12 protein-coding genes are annotated in these 24,830 nt (G+C 62.0%); 5 read left to right on the top strand and 7 right to left on the bottom strand.

The features are described 5' to 3' along the window. Positions 1 to 164: 164 nt before the first annotated feature. The gene (locus tag AB4Y43_RS08520; protein WP_368727491.1) at positions 165 to 1,103 is read right to left on the bottom strand and encodes a glycosyltransferase family 2 protein; all 939 of its coding nucleotides are present in this window, start codon (positions 1,101 to 1,103) and stop codon (positions 165 to 167) included. A gap of 639 nt (positions 1,104 to 1,742) precedes the next feature. On the opposite strand from AB4Y43_RS08520, the gene AB4Y43_RS08525 reads away from it, so the two are divergent. The 5 genes from AB4Y43_RS08525 to AB4Y43_RS08545 all read left to right on the top strand — a co-directional run bounded on the left by AB4Y43_RS08525 (position 1,743) and on the right by AB4Y43_RS08545 (position 17,377). Then, positions 1,743 to 2,453 carry a 4'-phosphopantetheinyl transferase superfamily protein gene (locus AB4Y43_RS08525; RefSeq protein WP_069267700.1) on the top strand — a complete coding sequence of 237 codons (711 nt, stop codon included), beginning with the start codon at positions 1,743 to 1,745 and terminating at the stop codon, positions 2,451 to 2,453. Between the two features lie 432 nt (positions 2,454 to 2,885). Continuing rightward, positions 2,886 to 12,791, top strand: a complete 9,906-nt coding sequence (locus AB4Y43_RS08530; RefSeq protein ID WP_368727492.1) for an amino acid adenylation domain-containing protein — start codon at positions 2,886 to 2,888, stop codon at positions 12,789 to 12,791. 3 nt (positions 12,792 to 12,794) lie between these two features. Continuing rightward, a complete protein-coding gene (locus AB4Y43_RS08535) occupies positions 12,795 to 15,098 on the top strand; it encodes a condensation domain-containing protein (RefSeq protein ID WP_368727493.1) in 2,304 nt (767 codons plus the stop codon). Positions 15,099 to 15,129: 31 nt separating this feature from the next. Continuing rightward, a complete protein-coding gene (locus AB4Y43_RS08540) occupies positions 15,130 to 16,275 on the top strand; it encodes an SGNH/GDSL hydrolase family protein (RefSeq protein WP_368727494.1) in 1,146 nt (381 codons plus the stop codon). 115 nt (positions 16,276 to 16,390) lie between these two features. Further along, positions 16,391 to 17,377: a cupin-like domain-containing protein gene (locus AB4Y43_RS08545; protein ID WP_368727495.1), complete on the top strand. Its 987-nt coding sequence runs from the start codon at positions 16,391 to 16,393 to the stop codon at positions 17,375 to 17,377. A gap of 123 nt (positions 17,378 to 17,500) precedes the next feature. On the opposite strand, the gene AB4Y43_RS08550 is transcribed toward AB4Y43_RS08545, so the two are convergent. From AB4Y43_RS08550 to AB4Y43_RS08575, 6 genes are all read right to left on the bottom strand, one after another. Next, positions 17,501 to 18,577: a glycosyltransferase gene (locus AB4Y43_RS08550; RefSeq protein ID WP_368727496.1), complete on the bottom strand. Its 1,077-nt coding sequence runs from the start codon at positions 18,575 to 18,577 to the stop codon at positions 17,501 to 17,503. A 33-nt stretch (positions 18,578 to 18,610) separates the two neighbouring features. Continuing rightward, entirely contained in the window at positions 18,611 to 19,717 is a 1,107-nt protein-coding gene (locus tag AB4Y43_RS08555) for a glycosyltransferase family 4 protein (protein WP_368727497.1), read from the bottom strand. Positions 19,718 to 19,996: 279 nt separating this feature from the next. After that, positions 19,997 to 21,091, bottom strand: coding sequence for an acyltransferase family protein (locus tag AB4Y43_RS08560; RefSeq protein WP_368727498.1), 1,095 nt, complete (start codon positions 21,089 to 21,091; stop codon positions 19,997 to 19,999). A gap of 18 nt (positions 21,092 to 21,109) precedes the next feature. Continuing rightward, positions 21,110 to 22,048, bottom strand: coding sequence for a glycosyltransferase family 2 protein (locus AB4Y43_RS08565; RefSeq protein WP_368727499.1), 939 nt, complete (start codon positions 22,046 to 22,048; stop codon positions 21,110 to 21,112). A 49-nt stretch (positions 22,049 to 22,097) separates the two neighbouring features. Then, positions 22,098 to 23,396, bottom strand: coding sequence for a lipopolysaccharide biosynthesis protein (locus AB4Y43_RS08570; RefSeq protein WP_368727500.1), 1,299 nt, complete (start codon positions 23,394 to 23,396; stop codon positions 22,098 to 22,100). Further along, a complete protein-coding gene (locus AB4Y43_RS08575) occupies positions 23,389 to 24,789 on the bottom strand; it encodes a hypothetical protein (protein WP_368727501.1) in 1,401 nt (466 codons plus the stop codon). The genes AB4Y43_RS08570 and AB4Y43_RS08575 overlap by 8 nt, the downstream gene beginning before the upstream one ends. Positions 24,790 to 24,830 lie beyond the last annotated feature (41 nt).

The raw sequence follows: 24,830 nt of genomic DNA on the forward strand, positions 1-24,830 counted from the left end.
GCGCGACGTTTGTAAACGTCCTCGACATAACGGGGCCGCGCGGAAAATATAAAGGGGAAGAACCAGCCCTTGACAAGAGCGTCGAACTTCGAGGCGATCCAACTGGAGGGGGCAAGCTTACCGGGTCGCTGGCTATGACTTTTATTTTTTAAGGCCGATGCATCTCACGTCGAATAATCCTCAGCGTGGATTATCCGTCTCAACTGTTTGATTAGATTCACTCCGCCCCATCCGATGACCAGCCTCGCGAACAGCGACGCCCAATCCTTGCTGGGCATCTCGATCTCCCTCAACAAAACTCGCTCAACAATGGCAAGCCTCAAGGCAATACTCATTTTCTTGTAAATCAGGACATTAAATATAAACGACGAGACATGCCCTTTTGACATCAGCTTGCTATATTTTTTGAAAAACTCGAGACTAGGTTCGCAACTGATCGCCTTCGATATTCTGGCGGGACTTTCGCTCAGGGAATACTCCACCAGTGCATCGTGCAGATAAACGAATACGCAGCCAGCCATTTCAGCCCGAATGGCGAAGTCCCAATCCTGATGACGGCGCAACGATCCATCGAAGCTGATCAGCGGGTACTGATGGCGCCACATCATGATCGACGAGGTCTGAATATAGCCCCCCTCCAGCAGGACGAAGTCGAGCATCGACTGGCCATCGTAGGGAGAGCGGTTGCCCAGGATGCGCCGGCCTGCGTCCGTTAGCACGACATTACTGAAGAGTACCTTTGCTTCGTTGCCGGCAGGCTTGGGGCCGAATGCGGCGATGCAGCATTCGAGCTTGTTCGGGAGCCATCGATCGTCAGCGTCCAGGAAAGCGATCAGATCACCGGTGGCCTCTTCAATGCCCCGGTTACGACACCACGCTGCGCCATGGTTCTCGCTTTCGCGAATCAGGCGCAAGACAATGTTGTCTCCGCAACGGCTCGGCAATTCGAACTGCAGCCCCGATGCATCATCGACGACGATAATTTCCCGCGGAACAACGGTTTGACTGGAAATCGATTCTATTGCAACCCAAAGCAAATCAAGGCTGTTGTAGTGTGGAATGATCACACTCACGTTGTAGACATTGTCAAAAACACGCCCCATCCCACACCTCGAATCTGAATTTCGACAACTTCCTCGTGCAAAGAGTAAAACTATCGATCTTGATCTGGTAGCGCGTCAATCGCACCCATTCTTACCGTTCATTACCGGAAATCGATCTAGCGGTTGGAAATCCGGCAATATTGCTTACATAACAATTAAACATACTTTCTAATTCCATACAGAATCGAGCGACATGCCTTCCCCAAACGGGTTTCGGACCAGTCTTTTCAAGGAGATCATGGAACTGACTCAGTTCAATAACGAACACAATCGACAGGCGTTCTGGATGCCAAACCAATAGACGATTCGTCCGGCACTGCCTCGAGTCACAAAGGACCGTGCAGCCCAGCTACTTTCGGAGAGCCTCACAGGATTTGTGTCGACGCCTCGTTTCGGCAATTGTCGCGTCGGCTCGTCGATCCCCGTACACACGCGCGCACGCAGTACAGCGTAATTTCTTCACGCTCTGACGAATCGTAGGCCGTGTCGCGAGACCTGTTCCGTGGGTTGCCCAACAAATCCGCGAGAGTTGTATCTGTACATTATCTTGTGTGTCGGCCGCTCGTTGCGCACTCAACCGAATGGGCGCGAAGCCCTGCCGCCCCGACACTTCCAACAGCAAGTCGAACCAGGCCCTCAATGTCCTCGTCGCCGCTCACGCCGCCCACCATGCAAGAGGTCCATGTCTGGCAATGGGACCTCGATGCCTGTGGGAGCGATTTTGATCGGTACTGGGCGATGCTATCCGCGCAGGAACACGAGCGCGCCGGCAACTTTCGCTTCGAGTTGCATCGCCGCCGGTACGTAATTGGACGGGGAGAAGTCAGACAAGTTCTTGGCCGCTATCTCGCGCGATCCCCGCGGGCGGTCGCACTTGAGTATGGTCCGGAAGGCAAACCGTTTTGCACGAGCCAACCTGCTGGATGGCGGATCTGCTTCAACCTGAGCCACAGCGAAAATACGGCGGCGCTCGCCATTTCGAACGGCTTCGAGGTGGGCATCGACGTTGAACAGGTTCGTGCGATCGAGGAAAACATGCCGCTCCAGGTCTTCTCCGCCAGGGAGCGCGAACAATTCGACGCGCTCCCGGCATCGGAACGGCAAATGGTTTTCTTTGAAACCTGGGCGCGCAAGGAAGCCTGCCTGAAGGCGCTCGGGAGCGGCTTCATCCTGCCGCCGGAGCATTTCGAGTTCGATCTTGCCGTTCATGGCGACACGACACCGCGCTTCGTCGGGGGCGCGGCTCAGGAAGCCTCGCATTGGCGCGTTCGCGCCCTGTCACCCAGTCCGACCTGTGCGGGGGCAGTGGCGGCCCGCCACAGTGGCTGGTCGATCATCGACATGAACTGACTTCCCAAGGCCTCGGGAACGCCGGCATCGTCCATTCCGGCCGCACGATCCGCTTGTTGCCACGCACAACGCAACACAGGAATCGCCAGTCTTCGCCTCGAAACAACGCACCCTGGACCCACGCCGCGAATACCGCCAAACCCGCTCGCATGGCGGAATGCAGGCCGCGGCCTGCGCTCCGTGCGCCCCCGCCGCCCCAGCGCGATGTGTTGCTGCAGCACATCGTGTGTGCGAAGGCGAACGGATAGGCATCACGTGGAAGTTTAACTTCCTCTTACAGCAGGCTTCGGGCGTGGGAGACACGCCAGCCGCGCAGGACTGCGGGCGGCTTGCGTATCCCGTCACCGGCAGCCGTTATGCGCAAACGCCGCGTGTACATCGCCAGGCCTGGCTCAACCCCGGACCTTCGTCCAAATTATGGGGGAGTAGCAAATGTCACACAGAGATGGACTTTCAGGCGTTTTGCCGGGCGGGACCGATCACGTACCTGGCGTGGCAGCGCGCTTCGATGCCGTATGTGCCGAGTTCGGCAATCATCTTGCTGTGATTGACGCCACCGGCGAAGAAGATTATGCCGCCCTCGGCGAACGTTCGGCGCGGCTCGCAACCGTCCTGCACGAAATGGGACTCGAGCCGGGCGAGCGCTGCGCGATCATGGTTGCGCGCAGCCGCGACACGCTGGCCTTGATGCTGGCGATCCTGCGGCTGGGCGCCGTCTACGTGCCGCTGGACCGCGCCTATCCCAAGACGCAACTCGATTTCATCGTTTCCGACTGCTCACCCAAGCTCATCATCGCTGAAGCGGCCGCGCTCGCCAGCGTTGGCGAACTGAACGGCGTCTGCGTCGATCTCGAGCATGTCGTGGCCGCGGCCGAGGCGGCCGAGCCCGCACCGCTCTACGCTAGCGCTCGTGACGACGCTGCCTACGTGATGTACACCTCTGGCTCGACCGGCAAACCCAAGGGCGTGATCGTGCCGCAGCGCGCGATCCTGCGCCTCGTGCAGGGCCAGACGTTCACCGACCTTTCACCCCACACGCGCTTCCTCAACCTCGCGCCGCTCGCCTTCGATGCGAGCACGCTGGAGATCTGGGGACCGCTCCTGAACGGCGGCTGTGCCGCCATCATCAACGAGGTCCAGCCCTCTCTCGACACGATCGCGTCCGAGATAGCGCGACTTGGCGTTACCAGCGCCTGGTTCACGGCTGGCCTCTTCAATGCGCTCGCCGACTATCGGCTGGAAGCCTTTCTTCCGCTCAAGGAGGCGCTGACGGGCGGGGACGTGCTGTCCCCCGTCCATGTTCGAAAGGTCATGGAGGCTCATCCGGGTCTGCAGATCATCAATGGCTACGGCCCGACCGAGAACACGACCTTCACCTGCTGCTACCGCATTCCGCGTGACGGCGAGGCGCTCGCGCATGGCGATGCCATTCCCATCGGCTACGCCATCGCGGGTACGAGCGCCTACATCGTGGACGACAAGCTCATGTCTGTTGCCGATGGAGAGGTCGGCGAACTGGTTACCGGCGGCGACGGCGTCGCGCTTGGCTATCTCAATCGCCCCGAACTGACGGCCGAGAAGTTCGTCGACGACGTTTTCGCTCCCGGCATGAAGCTCTACCGAACGGGCGACCTCGTGCGCCGCCGCGCGGACGGCGCAATCGAATTCCTCGGCCGCAACGATCGGCAGATCAAGATTGCAGGCAAACGCATCGAACTCGACGAAATCGAACATGCGTTGCGCGTGGCGCCCGGCGTCGCTGACGCGGCCGTGGCAGCATTCGATGGCCGCATGGGCAAGGCCATCGCTGGTTTCGTGAAAGCCGATGCTGCGGACGCGGATGTTCTCCTGAAAGAAATCCGCGCCTATCTCAAGTCCGCCCTGCCCGACTACATGATGCCGTCGGAGCTGCGTGTGCTGCCGGATTTTCCGCTGACGCCCAACGGCAAGATCAACCGCAAAGCGCTGCTTGCGGAAATCGATACGCAATCCGAAGCATCGGCAGCGCCCACGCCCATGGACGACGACATTGCCGACAAGCTGGCGTCCGTATTCGAAGGGCTTCTCGGCAAATCCGTCGATCGCCGCGCGAACTTCTTCGACCTCGGCTTGCGCTCGCTCGATCTGATGCGCGCGCACGCCATCATCGCGCGCGACATCGCGGCCAAGGTCGCGCTGGTGGATCTGTTCCGTCACCCCAATGTCGAGGCGCTGGCTGCGCAACTGCGTACGACGCTCCCCGCAGCGGGCAAAGACGCAATCCTCCAGCGCCGAGGCGTGCAAGGCGGGGCCATCGCAGTCGTCGGCATGTCCGGACGGTTTCCGGGCGCCCGCAACGTCTCCGAATTCTGGGCCAATATTCTCGCGGGGCGCGACTGCATCACGCATTTCGACCTGGCGGAACTGGAGGACAGTTTCGACGACAAGTCGCGCCGCGACGCGAGCTATGTCAAGGCGCGGCCGATACTGGCGGATGTCGATCACTTCGATGCCGGCTTTTTTGGCATGCTCGCGCGCGAGTCCGCGCTCACCGACCCGCAACAGCGCCTCTTCCTCCAGATCGCCTGGGAAGCGTTCGAAGATGCTGGCTACGACCCGGCGACGATCGCTGGTGCCGTCGGGGTGTTCGCCGGCACCTCGATGAACACGTACTTCCTCAAGCACATCCTCTCCGATCGCACGGTCATCGACGAGTTTACGAGCCAGTTCCAGATCGGCGAGTATCAGAAGCTCGTCGGGGCCGGTGATTTCGTCGCGACCCGCACCGCTTACAAGCTCGGACTGACGGGGCCGGCCATCTCCGTGCAGACGGCATGCTCCACCTCGCTCACCGCCATCAGCCTCGCCGTCGAGAACCTTCGTGCGGGACGCTGCGACATGGCGCTGGCCGGCGGCGTCTCGATCACCTTCCCGCAGAAGCGCGGTTACTTCTACGAAGAAGGCGGTATGGGCGCGCCCGACGGCGTGTGCCGTCCGTTCGATGCCGATGCGAAGGGCACGGTATTCGGCAGCGGTGCCGGCGTCGTCCTGCTCAAACGTCTCGAAGACGCCATCGCCGACGAAGACCCGATCTATGCCGTGATCCGCGGCGTGGGCATCAACAACGACGGCTCCGACAAGGTCGGCTTCACCGCGCCGAGCGTCGACGCCCAGGCCCGCGCCATTGCCATCGCGCACGCCGAGGCCGGCATCGATCCATCGTCGATTGGCTATGTCGAGGCCCATGGCACCGCAACGCCGCTCGGCGATCCGATTGAATTCGCAGGCCTCGTGCAGGCGTTTCGCCTGGGCGGCGCCGAGGGCGGCCAGTTCTGCGCGCTCGGTTCGGCGAAGGCGAATGTCGGCCACCTCGACGCGGCCGCAGGCGTGACGGGCTTCATCGCTGCGTCGCTCGCACTGCGCAACCGCACCTTGCCGCCGCTCACGCATTTCCGTTCGCCCAACCCCGGCATCGACCTGACCAACAGTCCGTTTTTCTTCAATACGGCCGTGCGTCCCTGGGCTGATGGCGCCACGCCGCGCCGCGCCGGCGTGAGTTCCCTCGGCGTCGGCGGGACGAACGTGCACGTGGTGCTCGAAGAGGCGCCTTGCCGTACCGCCCCGGGCGAGCAAAGCGAACAACTCCAGATCCTGCCGGTATCGGCCCGCAGCGCCGCCTCACTCGAACGCGCGAAGGCGAATCTCGCCACGCACCTCGCTAGCCATCCGGAGATCGCACTGGCCGACGTGGCCGCGACGCTGCAAACGGGCCGCCGCGATTTCGGGCACCGCGCCGTTGTCGTCGCCGAGAGCGTGGAGCAGGCCCAGGCCAGGCTCGAGAAAGGCGCGATCGAAGCACAGGCGCCGCAGGCCACGCCCGCAGTCGTCTTTATGTTCCCGGGCCAAGGCGCCCAGTATCCGGGCATGGGCGCCGCGCTCTATCGCACCGAGCCGGTCTATCGCGAGTGGATCGACAAGGGCGCCGAGGCGCTCGCGCCCCATCTCGGCCTGGACATCCGCACGCTGCTGTTGAGCGAAGCCCCGGAAGGCGACGACACCCCGCACCCTATCCGCTCGACAATCTACGCACAGCCTGCGCTCTTCCTCGTCGAATATGCGCTCGCGCAGTTGTGGATCTCGCGCGGCATCAAGCCGACGGCCATGATCGGCCACAGCGTCGGCGAACTGGTCGCGGCGTGCGTAGCGGAGGCGATCGCCTTCGAGGATGCGCTGTGCCTCATTGCGCAACGCGGCGCGCTCATGCAGTCGGCCGAACCGGGCGCGATGCTGGTCGTGCGCCTGTCGGAGGCCGAACTCAGCGCGATGCTGCCCGCGGATGTCGATCTCGCCGCGATCAATGCGCCGACGCTCAGCGTCGTGGCAGGCCCCTTCGCGGCCATCGAGGCATTCGAGGCCACGCTCAAGGCGCGCGACATCGAGCATCGACGTCTGCACACTTCGCACGCGTTCCACTCGCGCATGATGTCGGGCGTCGTCGACGATCTGGCCAAGGTCGCCAACAGCCTTTCTTTCGCGCGGCCGAAGATTCCGTACGTGTCCTCCGTGACCGGCCAATGGGCGGCGATGGATCAGCCGGTCTCGGGAGCGTACTGGGCCAGCCATTGCCGCAATGTCGTGCGCTTTAGCGACGCGCTGGCCACGGTCACGGCAGAGGGCAAGCCGCTGCTGCTCGAAATCGGCCCGGGCCGCACGCTCTCGACCTTTGTCCTGCAGGGCTTGCCCAAGGACCGGCATCAGGGCGCGATTGCCTCGCTGCCCGACTTCGCGACGCGCGAGCGCGAGCTCGCCGTCCTCGCCGAGGCAACCGGGCGCCTGTGGCTGAACGCCGTCAAGCCGAACTGGAAAACGCTGCTAGCTGAAACCGGCCGCCGCGTTTCGCTACCGACCTATCCCTTCGAGCCGGAACGGCACTGGATTGACGCCCCGGCAACCGCCTCTTCAAGTCCGCCGACGACCATTGCCCCAGCGATTGCCGCGCAAGCCTCGTCCGAAGCCCTAAACGATATTGCTCAGACCGCCATGACCCAAACCGTCCAAATCGACCGCAAACCGCGTCTCATTGCCGAACTGGCGTCACTGCTCGCCGAAATGTCCGGCGAAGCACCGGATACGTCCAATCCGGACGTGACCTTCTGGGATCTCGGTTACGACTCGCTCTTCATGGGGCAAGTGTCCCGGCAGCTGCGCCGCCGCTACGACGTCACGATCAGCTTCCGGCAGATCATGAGCGACTATCCGACGCTGCCGGCCCTCGCGCAGTTCCTCGATGGCGCCATGCCGCCTGATCCGGAGGTGCCTGCCGAAGCTGCGCCGGTGGCTGCACCTGTTGCTGCGCCGGCCGCAGTTCAAGCCGCGGCCACGCCTGTCGCCATTGCCGCAGCACCTGTGGCTGTGCAAATGGCCGCTGCACCGGCCACAGGCGACCTCCAGTCGGTGATCCGCGACCAGCTCGCGGCGATGCAGTCCGTGATGGCGCGTCAGCTCGAGGTGCTGCAAGGCGTGCCGCAGCCCGCCGCGGCCCAAATCGTGGTGCCCGCAGCCGTCGCCGCCGCCCAGGTCGTTGCCGCTGCAGCGCCCGCACCTGCCACCGCGCCCGCGCACGCCGCCGGCCCGGAGATCAAGTTCGAGGAGAACCGCCCGTCGCGCTTCACCGCGTACAAGCCCGGCGCCTCGCACTCGGCCCAGATGACCGACGCGCAGCAGGCGTTCATCACCGATCTGGCCACGCGCTACTCGGCGAAAACCGCCACCTCGAAGTCCCGTACGCAGTCCTATCGGTCGGTACTTGCCGATCCGCGTACCGCCAGCGGCTTCCGCGGGGAATGGAAGGAGCTCGTCTATCCGATCGTCGCCCAGCGCTCGAAGGGCTCGAAGATCTGGGACGTGGACGGCAACGAATACATCGACGTGGTCAACGGCTACGGCCAGACCGCGTTCGGCCATACGCCCGATTTCGTGGTTGCCGCGGTCAACGCGCAATTGGCAGAAGGCTTCGCGATCGGACCGCAGTCGCCGCTCGCGGGCGAAGTCGCGCAGATGTTCTCCGAGATGACGGGCCATCAGCGCGTCACGTTCTGCAATACCGGCTCGGAAGCCGTGATGGCGGCGATGCGCCTCGCGCGCACGGTGACCGGCAAGGACAAGGTCGTCTGCTTCGACGGCGACTATCACGGCCAGTTCGATGAAGTGCTCGTGAAGCCGGGCAGCGAAGCGGGCGTGCCGCGCGCATTCCCGCTCGCGCCGGGAATCCCGCAGACCTCCGTGGGCAACATGGTCGTGCTGCCCTACGCGCGTCCCGAAAGCCTCGAGTGGATCAAGGCAAATATCGACGATATCGCAGCCGTCCTGATCGAGCCGGTGCAGTCGCGCCATCCCAATCTGCGTCCGAAGGAGTTCGTGCAGCAGTTGCGCGACGTGACGGCCGCCAATGAGTCGGCCCTCATCTTCGACGAGGTCGTGACGGGCTTTCGCGTCCACCCGGCCGGCATGCAAGGCCTGTGGGGCATCCAGGGCGACATGGCGACCTACGGCAAGGTGGTCGGCGGCGGCCTGCCCATCGGCGTGCTCGCCGGCACCACGCAGTACATGGACGCGCTCGACGGTGGTCAGTGGCAGTTCGGCGATGCTTCGGTACCCGAAGTTCCGCCGACGTTCTTCGCGGGCACGTTCGTGCGCCATCCCGTCGTGCTGGCTGCAATGAAGGCCGTCCTCCTGCACCTCAAGGAAGCGGGCCCGGCGCTGCAGGAAGGGCTCGGCGAACGCATGGCCGGCCTCGTGCAGCGCGTCAACGCGCATCTGGAGAAGGTCGGCATCGCTACGCGGGCCGAATCCTTCTCGAGCTGGTTCTATGTGAATCTCGCAGGCGAGGATCGCCTGGGCAGCCTCTTCTATCCGTATATGCGCTACCTCGGCGTGCATATCATGGAAGGCTTCCCCTGCTTCCTGACGACGAGCCATTCGGACGAGGACATCCGCAAGATCGGCGACGCCTTCATCGCGAGCATCGATGCGCTCCAGCGCGTCGGCATTCTCGGCGGCGCGCAGGACACCGCGGCGCTGACGCAGGTCGAACCGGCGCTCACGCAATCGGCGCTCACCGAGCCGCAGAAGGAAATCTGGATGTCGGCCCAGCAGGGCCACGAAGCCTCGCTCGCGTTCAATGAGTCGTTCACGCTCGAACTCAATGGCAAGCTGAACGAGGCCGCGTTCGAACGGGCCTTCGCCGCGACGGTTGCCCGCCACGATGCGCTGCGCGTGCACTTCTCGCGCGTGGGCGACATGATGTTCGCGGAACCGACGACGACCGTGCCGCTGGTCCCGATCGACCTTTCCACTCACGCCGATCCGGCGGGCGAGCTCAAGGCCATCATCGACGCGGAAGCCCGCGAGGTCTTCGACCTGACCCGAGGCCCGCTCGCGCGCGCCGCACTGGTTCGCCTCGAAGCGCAGAAGTGGGCGTTCGTGTTCACGGCGCATCACATCGTCTGCGACGGCTGGTCGATCAACATCATCCTGCGCGATCTGGCTGCGCTCTACGCCGCAGAAGTCTGGGGCACGCAGCCGGAACTCGACGAGGTGCAGAGCTTCCTCGCCTTCGCCAAGGCGCAGGACGAAATCGGCGTCGACAAGGAAACGCGCGAGTTCTGGATGAACGTCCATCGCGTCCCGGCGCCGCAACCCGATTTGCCTGGCGACCGGCCGCGTCCGGAACGCAAGAGCTTCAACGGCGCGTCGACGACCCGCCATCTGGGAGCCGATCTTCTCAAGCAGGTGAAGACCGCTTCGTCGAAGCAGGGCTGCTCGCTGTTCGCCACGCTGTTCGGCGCGGCCCAGGTGCTGTTCGGCCGTCTGTCGGGCAATGACGACGTGGTGATCGCCGCGCCGATGGCTGGCCAGTCGCAAGCGGGCGAAGCGCTGCTGGTCGGGCACTGCGTGAACTTCCTGCCGCTGCGCGTGAAATTCGACCGCGAGAAGCCTTTCGCCACGCACATGAAGGCAGTGCGCGATCACCTCTACGACGCAGGCGACCGCCAGAACTACACCTACGGCGCGCTCGTGCGTGACCTCGGCATCAAGCGCGATCTCAACCGGCTGCCGCTGACCGATCTGCAGTTCAACCTGGAAAAGGTCGACGGCGAACTCGACATGGCAGGCGTCACCACGCACTTCGCGCCGAACGCGAAGGCCTACAGCAACTTCGATCTGTTCCTGAACGTAATCGAATCGGCCCAAGGTTTGCGACTCGATTGCGACTTCAACACCGACGTCTATGACGAAACGACGATCCAGCGCTGGCTCGGCTACTACGAAACCTTGCTGACGGCGATCGCACGCGATGCCGAAACGCCTGTCGCAGCCCTGCCGCTCTTGAGCGATGCGGAAATCCACCATCTGCGTGACGAGCTGAACGCTTCCCAGCGCGACTACGATCTCTCGCAGACGACGCCGGCGCTGATCGCCGCGCAGGCCTGGCAGGCTCCCGATACGACGGCCGTGTCGGACGACTCGACGAGCCTGACCTATGGCGAACTCGATGCGCGCGCCAGCCAGATCGCGCGCCGGCTCATGGCGGCGGGTATCGCGTCGGGCTCACGCGTCGCCCTCGCGATGGAACGCAGCGCCATGATCGTGGCCGCCATGATCGGCGTGTGGCGCGCGGGCTGCGCCTACGTGCCGCTCGACATGACGATGCCGCCCGCACGCCTGCGCCAGATTCTCGATGGCGCTGGCATCGCCGCGATCCTCAGCGATGAGCAAAGCCTCACGGTGCTGGAACCGGGCGCGCATCACGTGCTGGACGTGGAGGCGCTCCTCGCGCAGGACGATGACGAGACTGTGGCGCTGCCCGCCGTAACGGACGCGGATTCGGCCTACGTGATCTTCACGTCGGGCTCGACGGGTCAGCCCAAGGGCGTGGAGATCGGCCATCGCGCGCTGAGCAACTTCCTGCTCTCGATGGCGCACGCGCCGGGCTTTACGGTCAGGGACACCATCGTCGCTGTGACGACGTTCTCCTTCGATATCTCGGGTCTCGAGCTGTTCCTGCCGCTCATCGCCGGCGGGCGGACCTTCATCGCCGGCCACGCGGAAGTGCGCACCGGTTTCGAACTGGTGACCCGCCTGAAGGAAGAAGCCGCCACCGTGCTCCAGGCGACGCCTTCGCTGTGGCGCATGCTGCTCGAGGCCGGCTTCAAGGCGCCGAAGGGCTTCAAGATCCTGTGCGGCGGTGAGCCGTTGCCGCGCGATCTCGCCGACGACCTGCTCGCGACCGGCGCGGAGGTGTGGAACCTTTATGGCCCGACCGAGACGACGATCTGGTCCTCCGCCTCGCGTGTCGTTGCGAACGCACCGGTGGTGATCGGCGCGCCGCTCGCCAATACCGACCTGCACGTGCTGACCGACGACCTGCATCTGGCGCCCGAAGGCGTGAGCGGCGAACTGTGGATTGGCGGTGAAGGCCTGGCGAAGGGCTATTTCAACCGCCCCGACCTGACCGATGCCGCCTTCAAGTCGGTTGCCATCGAAGGCGCCGCACCGCGCCGGCTCTACCGCACCGGCGATCTCGCGAAGCGGCTCGCCGACGGCTCGCTCCAGCACCTGGGCCGTCGCGACCAGCAGATCAAGCTGCGCGGCTTCCGCATCGAGATCGAGGATATCGAGGCCACCCTGCGCAAGGCGCCCGGTGTTGCCGCAGCCGCCGTCGCCCTGCATACCGTGGCCGACAGCGCGCGCCTCGTGGGCTACCTGGTCGGCGCGGGCTCCGACAAACCGGATCAGAGCGCAGTCGCAGCGCATGTCGCCGGTCAACTGCCGTCCTACATGGTGCCGACGCTGTGGATGACGCTCGGCGCGCTGCCTCAGACCAGCAACGGCAAGCTCGACCGCAAGGCCCTGCCCGTGCCGACGGCGGACATGGTGGCCGCGCCGGTGCGCCAGCCGCATGCCGCGCTCAAGGTCGTGCTGCAAGCGCCGGTGCCGATCGAACCGGCGGCGCGCGAGGCCGCGCAAATCGTGGTCGCCGCAGCCGAACCCGCGGCCATGACGCCGACGCAGGCCACCATCGCCGCGATCTGGGGCGAGGTGCTCGGCCTGCAGCAGGTGGGCATCGACCAGAAGTTCTTCAGCCTCGGTGCAGACAGCCTGCAGCTGTTCCGCATCGTTGCGCGGATGAACGAGCGCGGGCTCGGCGTGGATGCGCGTCAGCTCATGAAGAACGTCACGATCGAGCAGCTGGCCGCGAGCCTTGACGGCACGCAGACGGACGAGCCGGTCGAGGCGCCCGCGGCGGCGCGGCCGTCGATCCTCAACTTCAAGCGCAGGATTGCCGAGGGAGCCTGAGCGATGAACTCGATAGCCTTGAATATCGCACCTGTGCAGGAGGTCGCGGCGGGCCACGCCCTGTTCCCGGCGACCGCCTGCCAGGTACGCTACTGGCACGAGCAGAAGGCGTCGCCTAAGGCCTCCGCGCTCAACATCGCCTTCCGGCTGCAATTGTCGGGGCCGCTCACTGCCGCGAGCATCGAACAGGTGCTCAGCGAACTGGTCGCGCGGCACGAGATCTTGCGCACCGGCTTCCTGATGACGGGCGCGGGGCTGCGCCAGCAGGTCTGGAGCCGCGCCCCCTTCCGGCTCGCGGTGGTGGATCTCGGCGGTCTGGATGAACAAGCCGCGCTGGCCGAGGCCCAGCGCGTGGGTCAAGAGCAGGCACGCACGCCTTTCGACGTGTCATGCGCGTCATTCTTCCGGGCCGTGTGGTTGCCGAGGTCGAGCACGCAAGGCGAGTTGCAGCTGACCTTCCATTCGCTGGTGATGGACGGCTGGTCCTTCGCGATCCTCGTGCGCGAACTCGTGGAAGGACTCGCGGCGTTGCACGCGGGCCATGATCCCGAGTACGCGGACGTCGAGCTGCACCATGGCGATTACGCGTTATGGAAGGGTGAGTTCCTGGCCAGTGCGGCGATCGATCGCGCTCGCGTCCATTGGCGCCAGGAGCTTAAAGGGTTCAGCCGCTTCGACGTAAAGGGCGACCGCCCCCGGCCGCCGGAGCGGCGCTTCCAGGGCGTCATTCGCTCGATTCTGTTGCCGGGCGACTTGAGCGAGCGTCTGATCACGGCAGCCAAGGCGCAAGGCGTGACGCTCTTCAGCGTGGCGGCCGCGGGCCTTGCGATGTCGCTGCAAAAGACGACTGGGCAGCCCAAAGTCGCCATGGGCACGCAGATGTCGGTGCGCGATCAGCAGGAACTCGAAGGCGTAATCGGGCCGCTCATCAACACGGTGATCCTGCGCCTCGATGTGACCCAGGGCAGCACGCTTGCCGATGTCACCGCACAGTGTGGCGCGAAGCTCAGCGACGCTATCGAGCATCTGCACGTGCCGTTCGAAGAGATGATGGAGATGGCCGGCGAAGTGTCGGATATGAACCGGCCGCCGCTATGCTCGGTCAACTTCGCTTTGCAGCAAAGCTTCGTCGGCATGGGCGATGAGGTCCGACGCCAGGATTTCGCCGCGACGACTTCGCCCTCCTTCAACGCGGGCGCGCTCTACGACCTCAACTTCTTCATGGTGCGGCGCCCGGAGGGCTGGCGCATCTCCTGTGAGGGCGACACCGACCTCTACGACATCGAGACGATCGACCGGCATCTGGCCCAATGGCGCGAGGTGCTGGAAACTGCCGAAGTCATGCCGCAGCGAGCACTCGCGCCCGCCGCCGGAAACGATACGGCGCAAGTCGCGGGGGGCGTGGGTGTGAGCGGTTTTATGAGCCGTGCGGAGCTGGAGGCGAAAGCGCACAACGTCGTGCGCTTCAACGAGGAGGGTTCGCAAACACCCGTCATCGTGCTCAACAACATCGCGGTCCTGTATGAACTGGCCAAACAGGTCGGCGACGTGCGGCCCATCGTCGACGTTCCCATGGTGCCGAAGACGCCTCAGCCCAACTTCCCGTTGCGCGCTTTCGAGGACCTCGCCGCGGACGCCGTGCGACTTATCAGACTGATCCAGCCAAGCGGCCCTTATATTCTCATGGGCTACTGTGTGCTGGGCGCGATGGCGCTGGAGGCGGCTCACCAGTTGCGCCGCGAGGGCGAAACGGTGGAACTCGTCGTCCTCACCGACTCCTGGTGCCCGGGGTATCGGGAATCGATGCCCTGGTACGATCGCCTTTTGCGCAAAGTCCAGGTGCGTATGGACGACATTCCGCGCGACTACCGCCTGGCGAAGCGTGGCGAGATGTCCATGATTGCGTTCCTCCAGCAGTTTCGGACCGTTCGCTGGCTTCGTCTGACGCAGCTTGCGGTGAAGTTCGGCTTCCTGAAGAACGACAACGCGAACAACATGATCGACGACAATCTCTGGTATGGCCGCAATATCGGCTATCTGCGCGAGCAGCAGGTGCGATACCGTCCGAAGCCCTACGACGGCAATGTCCAGATCTTCCGCAGCGGTCAGGTGCTCAAGGGCCGCCTGTTTGCACACGACATGGGCTGGGGTGAAGTGATCAGCGGCAAACTGGTCGTCACCGAGGTTCCTGGCATGCACAACCAGATGTTCCGCGCGGCCGGCGCGGCGGTCATGGGCAAGCAACTGCTCGACCGCTTTGCCGAAACCGCGCACGACGAACAGGAAAACGCCCTTGAAGGGCCATGATCTCGGTGCGCCACGATAGGGTAAATGGCCTATGTCCCGTTCGCGTAGGGTGTTGCTGGTCGCGCTGTTCGGCGTACTGTCCATCACCGGCCTTTTTGTCAGGTTAGCCGTTCCCGGCCTGTTTCGCCGTGTGCCGGTCGCCGTCGCCAGCGCGTCGGAGCCGCCGTCTGGAAGGGTGCGATTAGCCGTGCTTGGTGACTCCAATAGCCAGTCCTACCACGACACGGTCATGTCGAGCGATCCGCACGCGCGAGGGGGCCAGTGGCGCGCGACCACGTGGCAGTGGACCGAGGTGCTCGCCCAGTTGCGGGGAGACCAGATCGACCAGGGCAAATGGGGCGTTTGGGGAACCGGCAAGTATCGGGCCATGGCCAGCGAAGCTTTGGGTGCGCTCGCCCGCACGCCCCCCAAAGAGGACTACCGCTATAACTTTGCGGTTAGCGGCGCGACCTGCAGCCAGTTGATGGGGCAATCGCAGCGCCAGGCGATCCGACTCGTCGATTTGATGGACATGGAACCGCAAGCCTGGCGAGGCGGCGTCGTACTGGTCCAGATTGGCGACAACGATCTCAGCAGCCACGAGCTTTTTGACGAGCTGTCCCGCGATCCCGATGCAGTGCGCTCCGCGAGCGCAATCAATGCCTGCATCAAGTCCATTGGCGAAGCCGTCGCGCTAATCCAAAAATATCACCCTGATACCTATGTCGTGCTTGTGACCGGGGGCAGCGACGCCGATTGGCCTGGCGAGTTCAACAGCTGGCAATCCGCCAGGGAGATTGCCAATATCGACGCCGGCATTGATCGTTTCAACAATGGCTTGCGCGCGCTCGCCGCGGCGAACCGCCATGTCCATGTTCTCGACGCTGGCTTGTGGTTCAGAAGCCTGTGGGGCAATCGCGATGATCATGGGCGCCCGAATTACAAGACCGTGCATCTGGGGCCTGGCTGGGCAATCACCAATACCACTGGCGACGATCCGCACAACACCTACCTTTCAGACACTCATGCCGGCGTCGTCTGGAATACCCTTTGGGCACAGTACCTTGTCACTTCACTGAACGCCGCTTTCGGGCTGCATATCAAACCGATCACGGACGCCGAGGTCGTCGATTTTCTCCGGCCAAGCTTCAGAGCCGCCGACACACCTTCGGCGACCAGGCAGGAAGCTGTCAACTAGACCGCTCATCGCGGGTAAACGCCCTAAACCGGCCTGGATGTTCGTCAACGCACATCTGGCCCACGGGCGCGATAGTAGCCTGCAAGCAATACCCTCTAACCTGCAAAGGTGTGCCATGTCTGTGACTAGCCATAGTGCGGCGTTGGACGATGCATCGCCCCAACTCGCCTCAGACGGAAAAATCCTGCACGCCTGCAACAAGGAATTCAAAAGCAACTTCAATCTGCATCCGTTCAAATTCAATCACCTGTTGCATGAAAGCGGCTTGTTCGAGATCCCAAGGATCGAGGAGGTCGCCCTGCGGATGCTTGAAAAGAATGGCAACGTCCGCGCGATCAACTTCAAGAATAGTTCGCTGGAAGCCAGATTCAGCGCCATGCCGCATAGCACGCGGCTGAAAGAGGCGTTTGCGAGCGTTCACGAGAACGACTCCTGGATCAAACTCACTCAGGTACACCTTTACGACGCGGACTACGCCCTTGTCCTCGACTCGATTACAGCCGAGCTCGAGGAGCTGTCCGATTATCCGCTGCGCAGCGACATCACCCTGGTGACGATGACACTGTTGGTCTCCTCGCCAAAGATCTCGACACCCTTCCATATCGATCACGAAACCAACTTCCTCTTCCAGTTGCATGGCTCGAAAGACGTATGCCTCTTCCCGGCTACCGATCGCGAGCTGGTGCCCGACCAGGAAGTCGAACGCTACTACGCGGGCAACTTCGAGGCCGCGCGTTATCGTCGTCAACTGCAGAGTCGCGGCACGATCTTCCGGCTCAACCCGGGCGAAGTGGTGCATCACCCTCCATTGGCGCCGCATTGGGTCAAGAACGACGACAACATTTCGGTGAGTATCAGCATCAACTACTGCATGAGGTCGCTCGAGCGACGTGCGCGGGTTTATCAGGCCAATTACGTTCTGCGCATGATTGGGCTGAAGCCGTTGCCGCCCGGCGTTTCACCGTTGCGCGACAGCTTGAAAAGAAAGGTCATCTCGACGCTGGAGCACCGCCATCCCAAAACGTTCGCGGAAGTCGTTCACTCGCCGGTGACCCGATTGAAGTCCCCGCTGAATGCGGTTCGGCGGCTGGTCAAACGCTGAACGCTTGCGATTAAATCGTTACGCCAGTCGGGCACCGTATCGAACCGGAAGACCGTAGTCGCTTCGATCGTAAGGACGAAGCCCTCCTCGGGCCCCGCGCCGTACCCAGGACGGACCACCGACTCAGCCGATTCTCTCTACCAGTTCTCTCCAGCTAGCGAGTATGGGCTCGCGCGCAAAAGTGCGGAGATGCGCGCGCGCCTGGGAAATTCGCCGACTACGCTCCTCGCCAGACAGTTCGGCTAGCAAACGCATACCATACGCGATGGATTCCCGGGCTAGCGGATCAGCGCACAGCATTGCGTCCCCCCCCACTTCCGTCAGGATACTCGCGCGGGAAACCAGGCACGGCAAGTCATACTCGATCGCCTCTATCACTGGCATTCCGAATCCCTCCAGCAGACTCATCAGCACAAAACCGGATGCGTTGCGGTAGAGCCAACGAAGCTCGTCATCCTGCGTATATCCCGGCATCACGACACCGGCAGATTGCCTGGCGAGTTCAATAGCGACGTCGGCACCAGGCTCGCGCCCGCCGACAATGACGTACTGCCACCCCTTCTCCACAAGCCCGCTTGCCGAGAATGCCTCGATACAACGGGCCTGATTCTTACGGTTTCCGATACTCCCCACTGTCAAAAGAAAACGGGGCGAAACGCCCTTCACCGGACGCCCTTCCCCCTCCTTGACTCCCAAGCGGGTTGGAATATAGATGACGGCCGACGAGGCAAAGTCATCACCATATAGCTCATGAAATTCTCGCTGAGAGCTCTTGCTGACAAATACCATGTGAGGCTTCACCCTTCGGATCTGATCATAGGCCCGAAGGTATAAATCCTCCACACCCGGCGCGAAATATTGGGGGTGCGTGATCGGCCCCACATCGTGGCAAAGCACAACGTCCTGCGCTTCCAGACGATGGCGAACGACGCTTAATGGATCGAGATGCAGTGTAGGACGTGGATCGCGGATGACCGGCAAAAGCGAAACCAACCGCGAGCTATTTACCCTCGCAATGGTTTCCTCGTGGGTCAGCCTGCCCGCGATACGGCGCATCAAATCATTTCTTGGAAATTCGTGGAATCGTCCATAGTGGATACTCGCGACCCTGCTGCCAAGCGTCGAGATAATATCTTTGCCCAGAAATAGTTTGCCGGTTCGATCATTGAGCGCCAATGAGAAGTCGACACCGATAGACATTGCTTGCCCCCCAAATCGCATTCTTTAATGAAATCAGCCGGTCACGGCTTTCACTGTCTCGAACAGGTCGCGCGCCGCGCGCTTCCATGTGAAGCCGCCCGCCTGGCGGCGCCCGGCGGATATCACGGATTGCCGGACTGCTTCGTCGTCGAGCACAGAGAGAATATTCATTCGCCACGCATCCGGGCTATGAGGGTCGGCATAAAGCGCAGCGTTTCCGCAAACTTCGGGAAGCGCGCCGAAGGGTGCGGCCACCACTGGACAGCCGAGCGCCATCGCTTCCAGCGGCGGCAAACCAAACCCTTCGGTTAGCGAGGGAAATGCAAGCGCGCCGGCATTGGCCAACAGTCCGACGAGCTCCGCATCGGTAATCCGGCCCGTAAATCGCACGTTGGGCGGGACGTCATGTCCGAGACTCTCGAAATCAGTTCGCGTCGCGCCGCCGAACAGCACGAGTGGGACGTGTCTCAGCTGTTCGCCCGCGAAAGCCTTGAGCAGTACGCCAATGTTCTTGTGCTTCTGGGTGTTCGCGAGCGCAACAACATAGCGCTTCGGATCGAGGCCCAACACCGCAATTCGCCTATCGTCTGGTCGGATCTGTAAGACGTGATCGCAGCCGTTGTGCACGACAACGATCTTGTCGGCGGGCGCAACGCCATAGTGCACGAGTTCTCTTTTGGAATACTCAGAAACGGTGAAGATGATCTTGTGCCGCTTCCCAATGAAAAAGAACAGAAACTTGTACCAGAGCCGAAAAGACAGGGAGTACGATTCGGGCGCGGAATAGACTTGGGCATCGTGTATCAGCGTCGCCGAATTGCGATGGAGCAGCGGTCCGAGATTGCAGAGATTGAGAATGAAACCCTTTCTGCTCGCTAAGGGTAAATAAAACTGCTCCCACGCGATCTTGTGCATCCTGCGCGCCCACGGGCTCTCGCGAACGCAGGAAATATGGCGATAGGCTGGCACCTGCACGCCATTTCTGGCGACGACAGCGTAATCCATCCCATTTGCGGCTTGCGCGGCAATCAAGGCGTCGGTCGCTGCGATGAGCTCCTCGGCCACTTTGTGTACGCCCGTCGGCCCTGCCCCGAAGAACTTGCCGTTGAACGCTATCGTTTTCGACGCGATCCTTTTCATACCATTCCCGTGCACACAAGCGTCAGTCTTTCTCACATGAAGCCCCGCTGGCCCGTCGGACTATGGCTAGAACGGTCGCCGCGAATCCTTCAGCGACGCCGCTGCCGACGTTACGCGCGACAACATACCTCCAGCCGGTATGCTATCGGCACACCGAGCGCGGCACTGCTGGCTACCGCACGCTCACGTGCGCAGGCCCGCGCCGGCGGTCATACGACCAAAGCCGATCCACACGTCCGCCCGCTTCGGTCTTGTGACAGGTAATTCCCGCACATCGGCTCATACAGGTGTATCAGCCGCCGTACTATCGAGAATCGGTTTGACAGTGGAGCGGCCAAATCGGGAGATGAAAAAAGCTCGCAGGGGCGTATCGACGAAACGCATGATGAGGTAGCTGCCCAGCAGGATCAGCGGGACGAACAAAGCGGCCTCGAGAAGCGGATCCTTCCGGTGCATCAGCTCCTGATAAATTCCATTGAGCCAGACAAATAGCGGGTAATGTAACGCGTACACCGGATAGGACAGTTCGCCCAATACGAGTGCGGCGGTCCGTACCGGCCCCGCGAGCGCAAACAAGGAACCGCCGAGGATCAGCAACGGCATCACCGCGGCAGCCCACAGCCACTGTACGAAGAAGGGAACCTGACCATTCCATCCCATGATCACGAGGGTCGCGACGGATGCCGGCAGGAAAAGCGATTTCCAGATCTTCAGCGAGAGCAACCCGAACTTCACATCCGTGTGATAAAGCAGGACGCCCAGATAATAGGCGCCAAATACGCGCGGGAAGCCGGAGAGGAAAGTCTGCGGCGTGTCGCCTCCCATTCCGAACACCGCGGTAAGCGCATAGCCTGTGAGCGCCACGACGAGTGCGAACTTCATTCCGTCGAACCGGCGCGTGAGCATCCAGAAGAGATTGACGACCAGTTCGAGAAATAGCGTGTATTCGGGGCCGTTGAGCGGGAACACCTGCGGCCCGCCAATTGCGTGGGGAGCACCAAACGTCGGGATACACGAAAGGCCGAAGAGCGTGGCGGCCGCAAGCCAGCCCGGATGAATGTCGGCGTCGTGAAGCAGAACCAGTCTCGCCGCCAGATACGATGCACTCAACAGCGTTCCGATGCCTATCATCGGCATCAGCCGGATGAGTCTGATACGCGCGAAGAGCGCGCCGCCCATCCCTCTTTCGAATCGGCCCCGGTAGGCCACACACAGGACGTAGCCCGAGAGACCGAAAAAGAAGTCGACAGCAATGCCCGCGTTGGGGGCCAACCATGGAATCCCAAGCCAGTGATTGAGATGAAAGAGCAGGACCGATATGGCTGCAACGCCGCGCAGGCAATCGGGCACCGCCAAATGGGAATGTTTGTTCATCGCAGTCGCCGGCAGTTTCTATAGAGTCTCGGGTCGCTCAGGTGTCAGCCTTCCTCGCAAAAAGTCCCATAAGCCGATCAAATTGCCTATTAGACGTCCGCGCCGGTCGATCCACGGCTCCGGCGCAACGCTTCGAACAATATTGCTCGCGACGTTGCGCACGACGTGATCGAGCGCGGGACGCAAAGGCATTGTTTTCTTTTTCACCAGGTAAAGCGGATTGATAACCTGCGAATACCCGAGTTTGCATCCGGACACCCGGCCGCGCTTGATGCCCAGATGCACCCCGAGCGCCGTATTGATTCGGACGACTAGCCCACCCCGATTCCAGATCTGTCCTCCGAAATCGCGGTCCTCCTGCCAGCCATAAAGGACGAGGCGCTCGTCAAAGCGAAGGCCAGCGATGCTGCTGGCCCGGAACGCCATATTGCATCCGTAGGGACCGCCTGTCGGCGTCACGACCAGGCCATCCGGAAGTTCGCCGATCCTGGTCACCATGGTTCGCCCCTCTTCAAAGGAATAACCCGGCCCATGGATGCCGTCGGCGATGACTGTCCCGGTAACACAGGCAATGGCGGGATCCCTGTCCAGCGCCTTCAACACTTCCGAAATCCACGCGCCATGCATCAGAAAGTCGTCGTCCAGGAAAATGACGACGTCGACGTCGTCGGGCACGTGGTTCAAGGCATGATTGCGTTGCGCGGTGAGCCCCGGCTTCCCTTTAAGCACGACCAATCCGGGCTGGACCGCCAGATCGCCAACGTCCTCGTCCGTCACGCACGACACGATAATCAGATCGGGCCCTACCGTTTGCAGATCGACGAAGGCGACAACGTGTTTAAGAATCTCCGCGCGGCCACGCGTGGCGAAGATCAGGCAGATTCGCGGATCCTTGTTTAAGGAAGGTTGGCTCATTTGCGTCACCTTGGTTATTCGTGAGCTGACGATCGAATCCATCAGGCGCCTCGTCGATCATTGCAGGATGTCTTGCGCACCGTAACCGCCGTTACTCGAGCCATCTGCTGAATCTCGCCTGCCACGAGACCCCTTCCTCGATTCCAAAAATATCGCGGATCAGGCCGGCTCGCCAGGTGCCGACGACCAGCATAAGCAGCAAGGAACCCTCCGCCAGCAAACGTGCCAACACCATGCCTGTCGCGCCCCAGTTGCCCGCAAGGGGAATGGCCGCAGCCAGATTCACCAGCGCGGCAGTCACACCGCTCAAGGCAAGGAGTTTCTCGAGTTTGCGGGGAATCAGGAAATACATGCCCAATACCCGCGTGCAAACGGCGAGTGGCAGCACGAGCACCATGATTTTCAGAATGGGCACTGCGTGGCCAAATTCCGGCCCAAACAGGAGCGGTACGAGCCAATCGGCAAGCGATTTTGTGATGATCACCCCGGCCACCGCTCCGAGGAGAAAGATCGCAAAAGTCCGTCGAGCAATCAGATTAGCTCGCGCCTCATTACGGGTAACCAGATACATGACCTTGGGCGCCAGAATCTGGCTCGCGGGCGCCATGATGCTCAACCCGGCAGAAACCAGGCGCTCCGAAAGACCGAAGGCACTTACCTCCGCGGGCGAGGCCAACAGCGACAATATATAGGTGGACGCTACGAGCACCAGGACCGCCGTCCCACTGTAGATAAAGATAGTGGCCGATCGCTTGATCAAATTAATGGCCGCCCGCACGGACGCGATCACTCCGGTGTATTCCTTTCGGACAAGCCAATAGGCCAGTATCGTCTGGGCCAGATTGGAAGCGAAAATTACCGGGAAAACGCGGTCGATGTCAGCCGGTTTTCGAATGAAGGAAAACAGCAACGTAAGCGAAAGCATGAGCCCCAGCATTTCGATCATCACACTCGTTCTCGGGCGTCCCGTGCTGGTGAAATACCAGCCCAGATTGAAAGCGTTCAGCAGCCCCCCGACGACGACAAAAAAGCTCACACCGGGAACACCGGAAATCATTTCCGACCTGCAAGCCGCGATCGCGCCTATGATCAAGCCCGGAATACACAGCAGCAGCCGGGCCGTGAACTGATCCCGAAAAATGGAATCGCGCTCACTCATGTGTTCCGTATGGACGATATCCCGTCCCCCGATGGTGGAAAAGCCGAAATCGACGCACAGCCAGATCGTGCTGGACAGCGACATCCCCGCTAGCACCACGGCGTAGCCGCTGGAACCGAGCACTCTTCCGTAATAAGGAACCAGGATGAGTGGATAGATGTACCGCACCACGTACGAGAAATAGACCGCTAGTAATTCGATTTTCGAAAACGACGCGTGAACTTTATTCATGAGCCCCCCTGACAGCCCATGCGGCGCGCGCGGGCACACGTCGCGGCACACGTGCCGAGAGCGCGCCTGCTGCGGCCGCAAATATATAGAAACAAGTACCTAGCTCGAAAACGCTGAGCGAAGCCGACGCCACGATCAACGTAGAGATCATGGCGTGCCGCGCCGCATAGCAGACGGCCCTTTCCGTGAACGGGTAATGGGCAGGCACCGGCAACAGCAGTGACTTCCCAAGGAACATGCCGTAGCACACCACACCGACGACACCAAGGCTTGCCACCAGCACCACCAGAAAGCTCGACGCACGAATGCTTCCCAGCCCAACGCCTATTCCATACGTGTCGAAGAAGTTGGTGATACCTTGAGCATTCCAGCCCATTCGCTCGACACCGGAGTCGCTACCCGCCTTGCTCAGGACCGCGGCATCGACGAAATCCCCGAGCACTTTCACCACCCCCGGCAGAAAGACGATCACGTAGAGCACGCCCAACAGACCCGCGCATGCCGAAATAACACATAGCCGTTGCTTGCGTACGGTGGCGAAACGCGAGATCACGGCGGGCCGACTGAAGAGCAGAATGAACTGATACGCACCTAACCCGACATACGCGGTTCCCGAAGTCGACAGAAGCAGGAGGCATCCCGTTGCAGTCGAAAGCGGGCCGGCCAGTTTCGGGCGATAGCCGACGAGCCAGAGATTCAGGCAAAAGACAAAGAGCGGCAGCGTAAACGCCGCAAAGCCGGAGGTTTCACTGAACGTGCCGCTGATGCGAACCAGACCGGCCATTTCCTGGCCGGTCAAATCGGCGAACTGCGCCGTCTTGATAGCGGAGAGGACGTCGAGGCCAGCCGCGTGCGCAACGATATCGATCAGGCCGGCAAGCGCGTCTAGCGCGGCGAGCAGAAAAATGGCATTTGCGAGCGTCCTGTACACACCACGGTACTTGAGGAACGCGATCATGGAGCAATACACCACGACATCGGCGATGCAATAGATCGTCTGAGACAGATTGCCAGAGACAGGGCCAAGCGGCTGCAGTAGGATGAACTGGCTGCTGCGGTCGACAGGGAACACGAGTGTCGCGCCGCTCAGCAAACGCGGCAGCAGGATGGCACCCGTAACACCCCAGAGGCAGGTGCAGAGCAGCCAGAAGCCGGGCTTGCCTTGCGCGACCGCGTCAGCGAACCCCTTCCCGCCCACGAGATTGAACGCCCTGAGTGCGAAAAACGCGAGAAAGACTTGTGCCGGCAAAATGCCGATGCCGCCCAGTCCGAGCGCGAGTGTACATCCGAACAGGGAAAACACCGCCATGCCGTAAATCGCGCCGCGATACGACACGTAGAGCGCCGCCAGTCCGGCGACGAACACGATGACTCCGAATATCGTCAGTTCCACTTGCCGACCCCCCCCATCCGTCCACCCAACCTTGTTGCGTG

It is taken from the genome of Paraburkholderia sp. BR10872 (assembly GCF_040965835.1).
GTDB lineage: Bacteria > Pseudomonadota > Gammaproteobacteria > Burkholderiales > Burkholderiaceae > Paraburkholderia > Paraburkholderia nodosa_A.

Bases quoted from the DNA above. Each gene is read 5' to 3' on its own strand.
- AB4Y43_RS08520 (WP_368727491.1), bottom strand. From the start codon at position 1,103: ATGGGGCGTGTTTTTGACAATGTCTACAACGTGAGTGTGATCATTCCA.
- AB4Y43_RS08525 (WP_069267700.1), top strand. From the start codon at position 1,743: ATGTCCTCGTCGCCGCTCACGCCGCCCACCATGCAAGAGGTCCATGTC.
- AB4Y43_RS08530 (WP_368727492.1), top strand. From the start codon at position 2,886: ATGTCACACAGAGATGGACTTTCAGGCGTTTTGCCGGGCGGGACCGAT.
- AB4Y43_RS08535 (WP_368727493.1), top strand. From the start codon at position 12,795: ATGAACTCGATAGCCTTGAATATCGCACCTGTGCAGGAGGTCGCGGCG.
- AB4Y43_RS08540 (WP_368727494.1), top strand. From the start codon at position 15,130: ATGTCCCGTTCGCGTAGGGTGTTGCTGGTCGCGCTGTTCGGCGTACTG.
- AB4Y43_RS08545 (WP_368727495.1), top strand. From the start codon at position 16,391: ATGTCTGTGACTAGCCATAGTGCGGCGTTGGACGATGCATCGCCCCAA.
- AB4Y43_RS08550 (WP_368727496.1), bottom strand. From the start codon at position 18,577: ATGTCTATCGGTGTCGACTTCTCATTGGCGCTCAATGATCGAACCGGC.
- AB4Y43_RS08555 (WP_368727497.1), bottom strand. From the start codon at position 19,717: ATGAAAAGGATCGCGTCGAAAACGATAGCGTTCAACGGCAAGTTCTTC.
- AB4Y43_RS08560 (WP_368727498.1), bottom strand. From the start codon at position 21,091: ATGAACAAACATTCCCATTTGGCGGTGCCCGATTGCCTGCGCGGCGTT.
- AB4Y43_RS08565 (WP_368727499.1), bottom strand. From the start codon at position 22,048: ATGGATTCGATCGTCAGCTCACGAATAACCAAGGTGACGCAAATGAGC.
- AB4Y43_RS08570 (WP_368727500.1), bottom strand. From the start codon at position 23,396: ATGAATAAAGTTCACGCGTCGTTTTCGAAAATCGAATTACTAGCGGTC.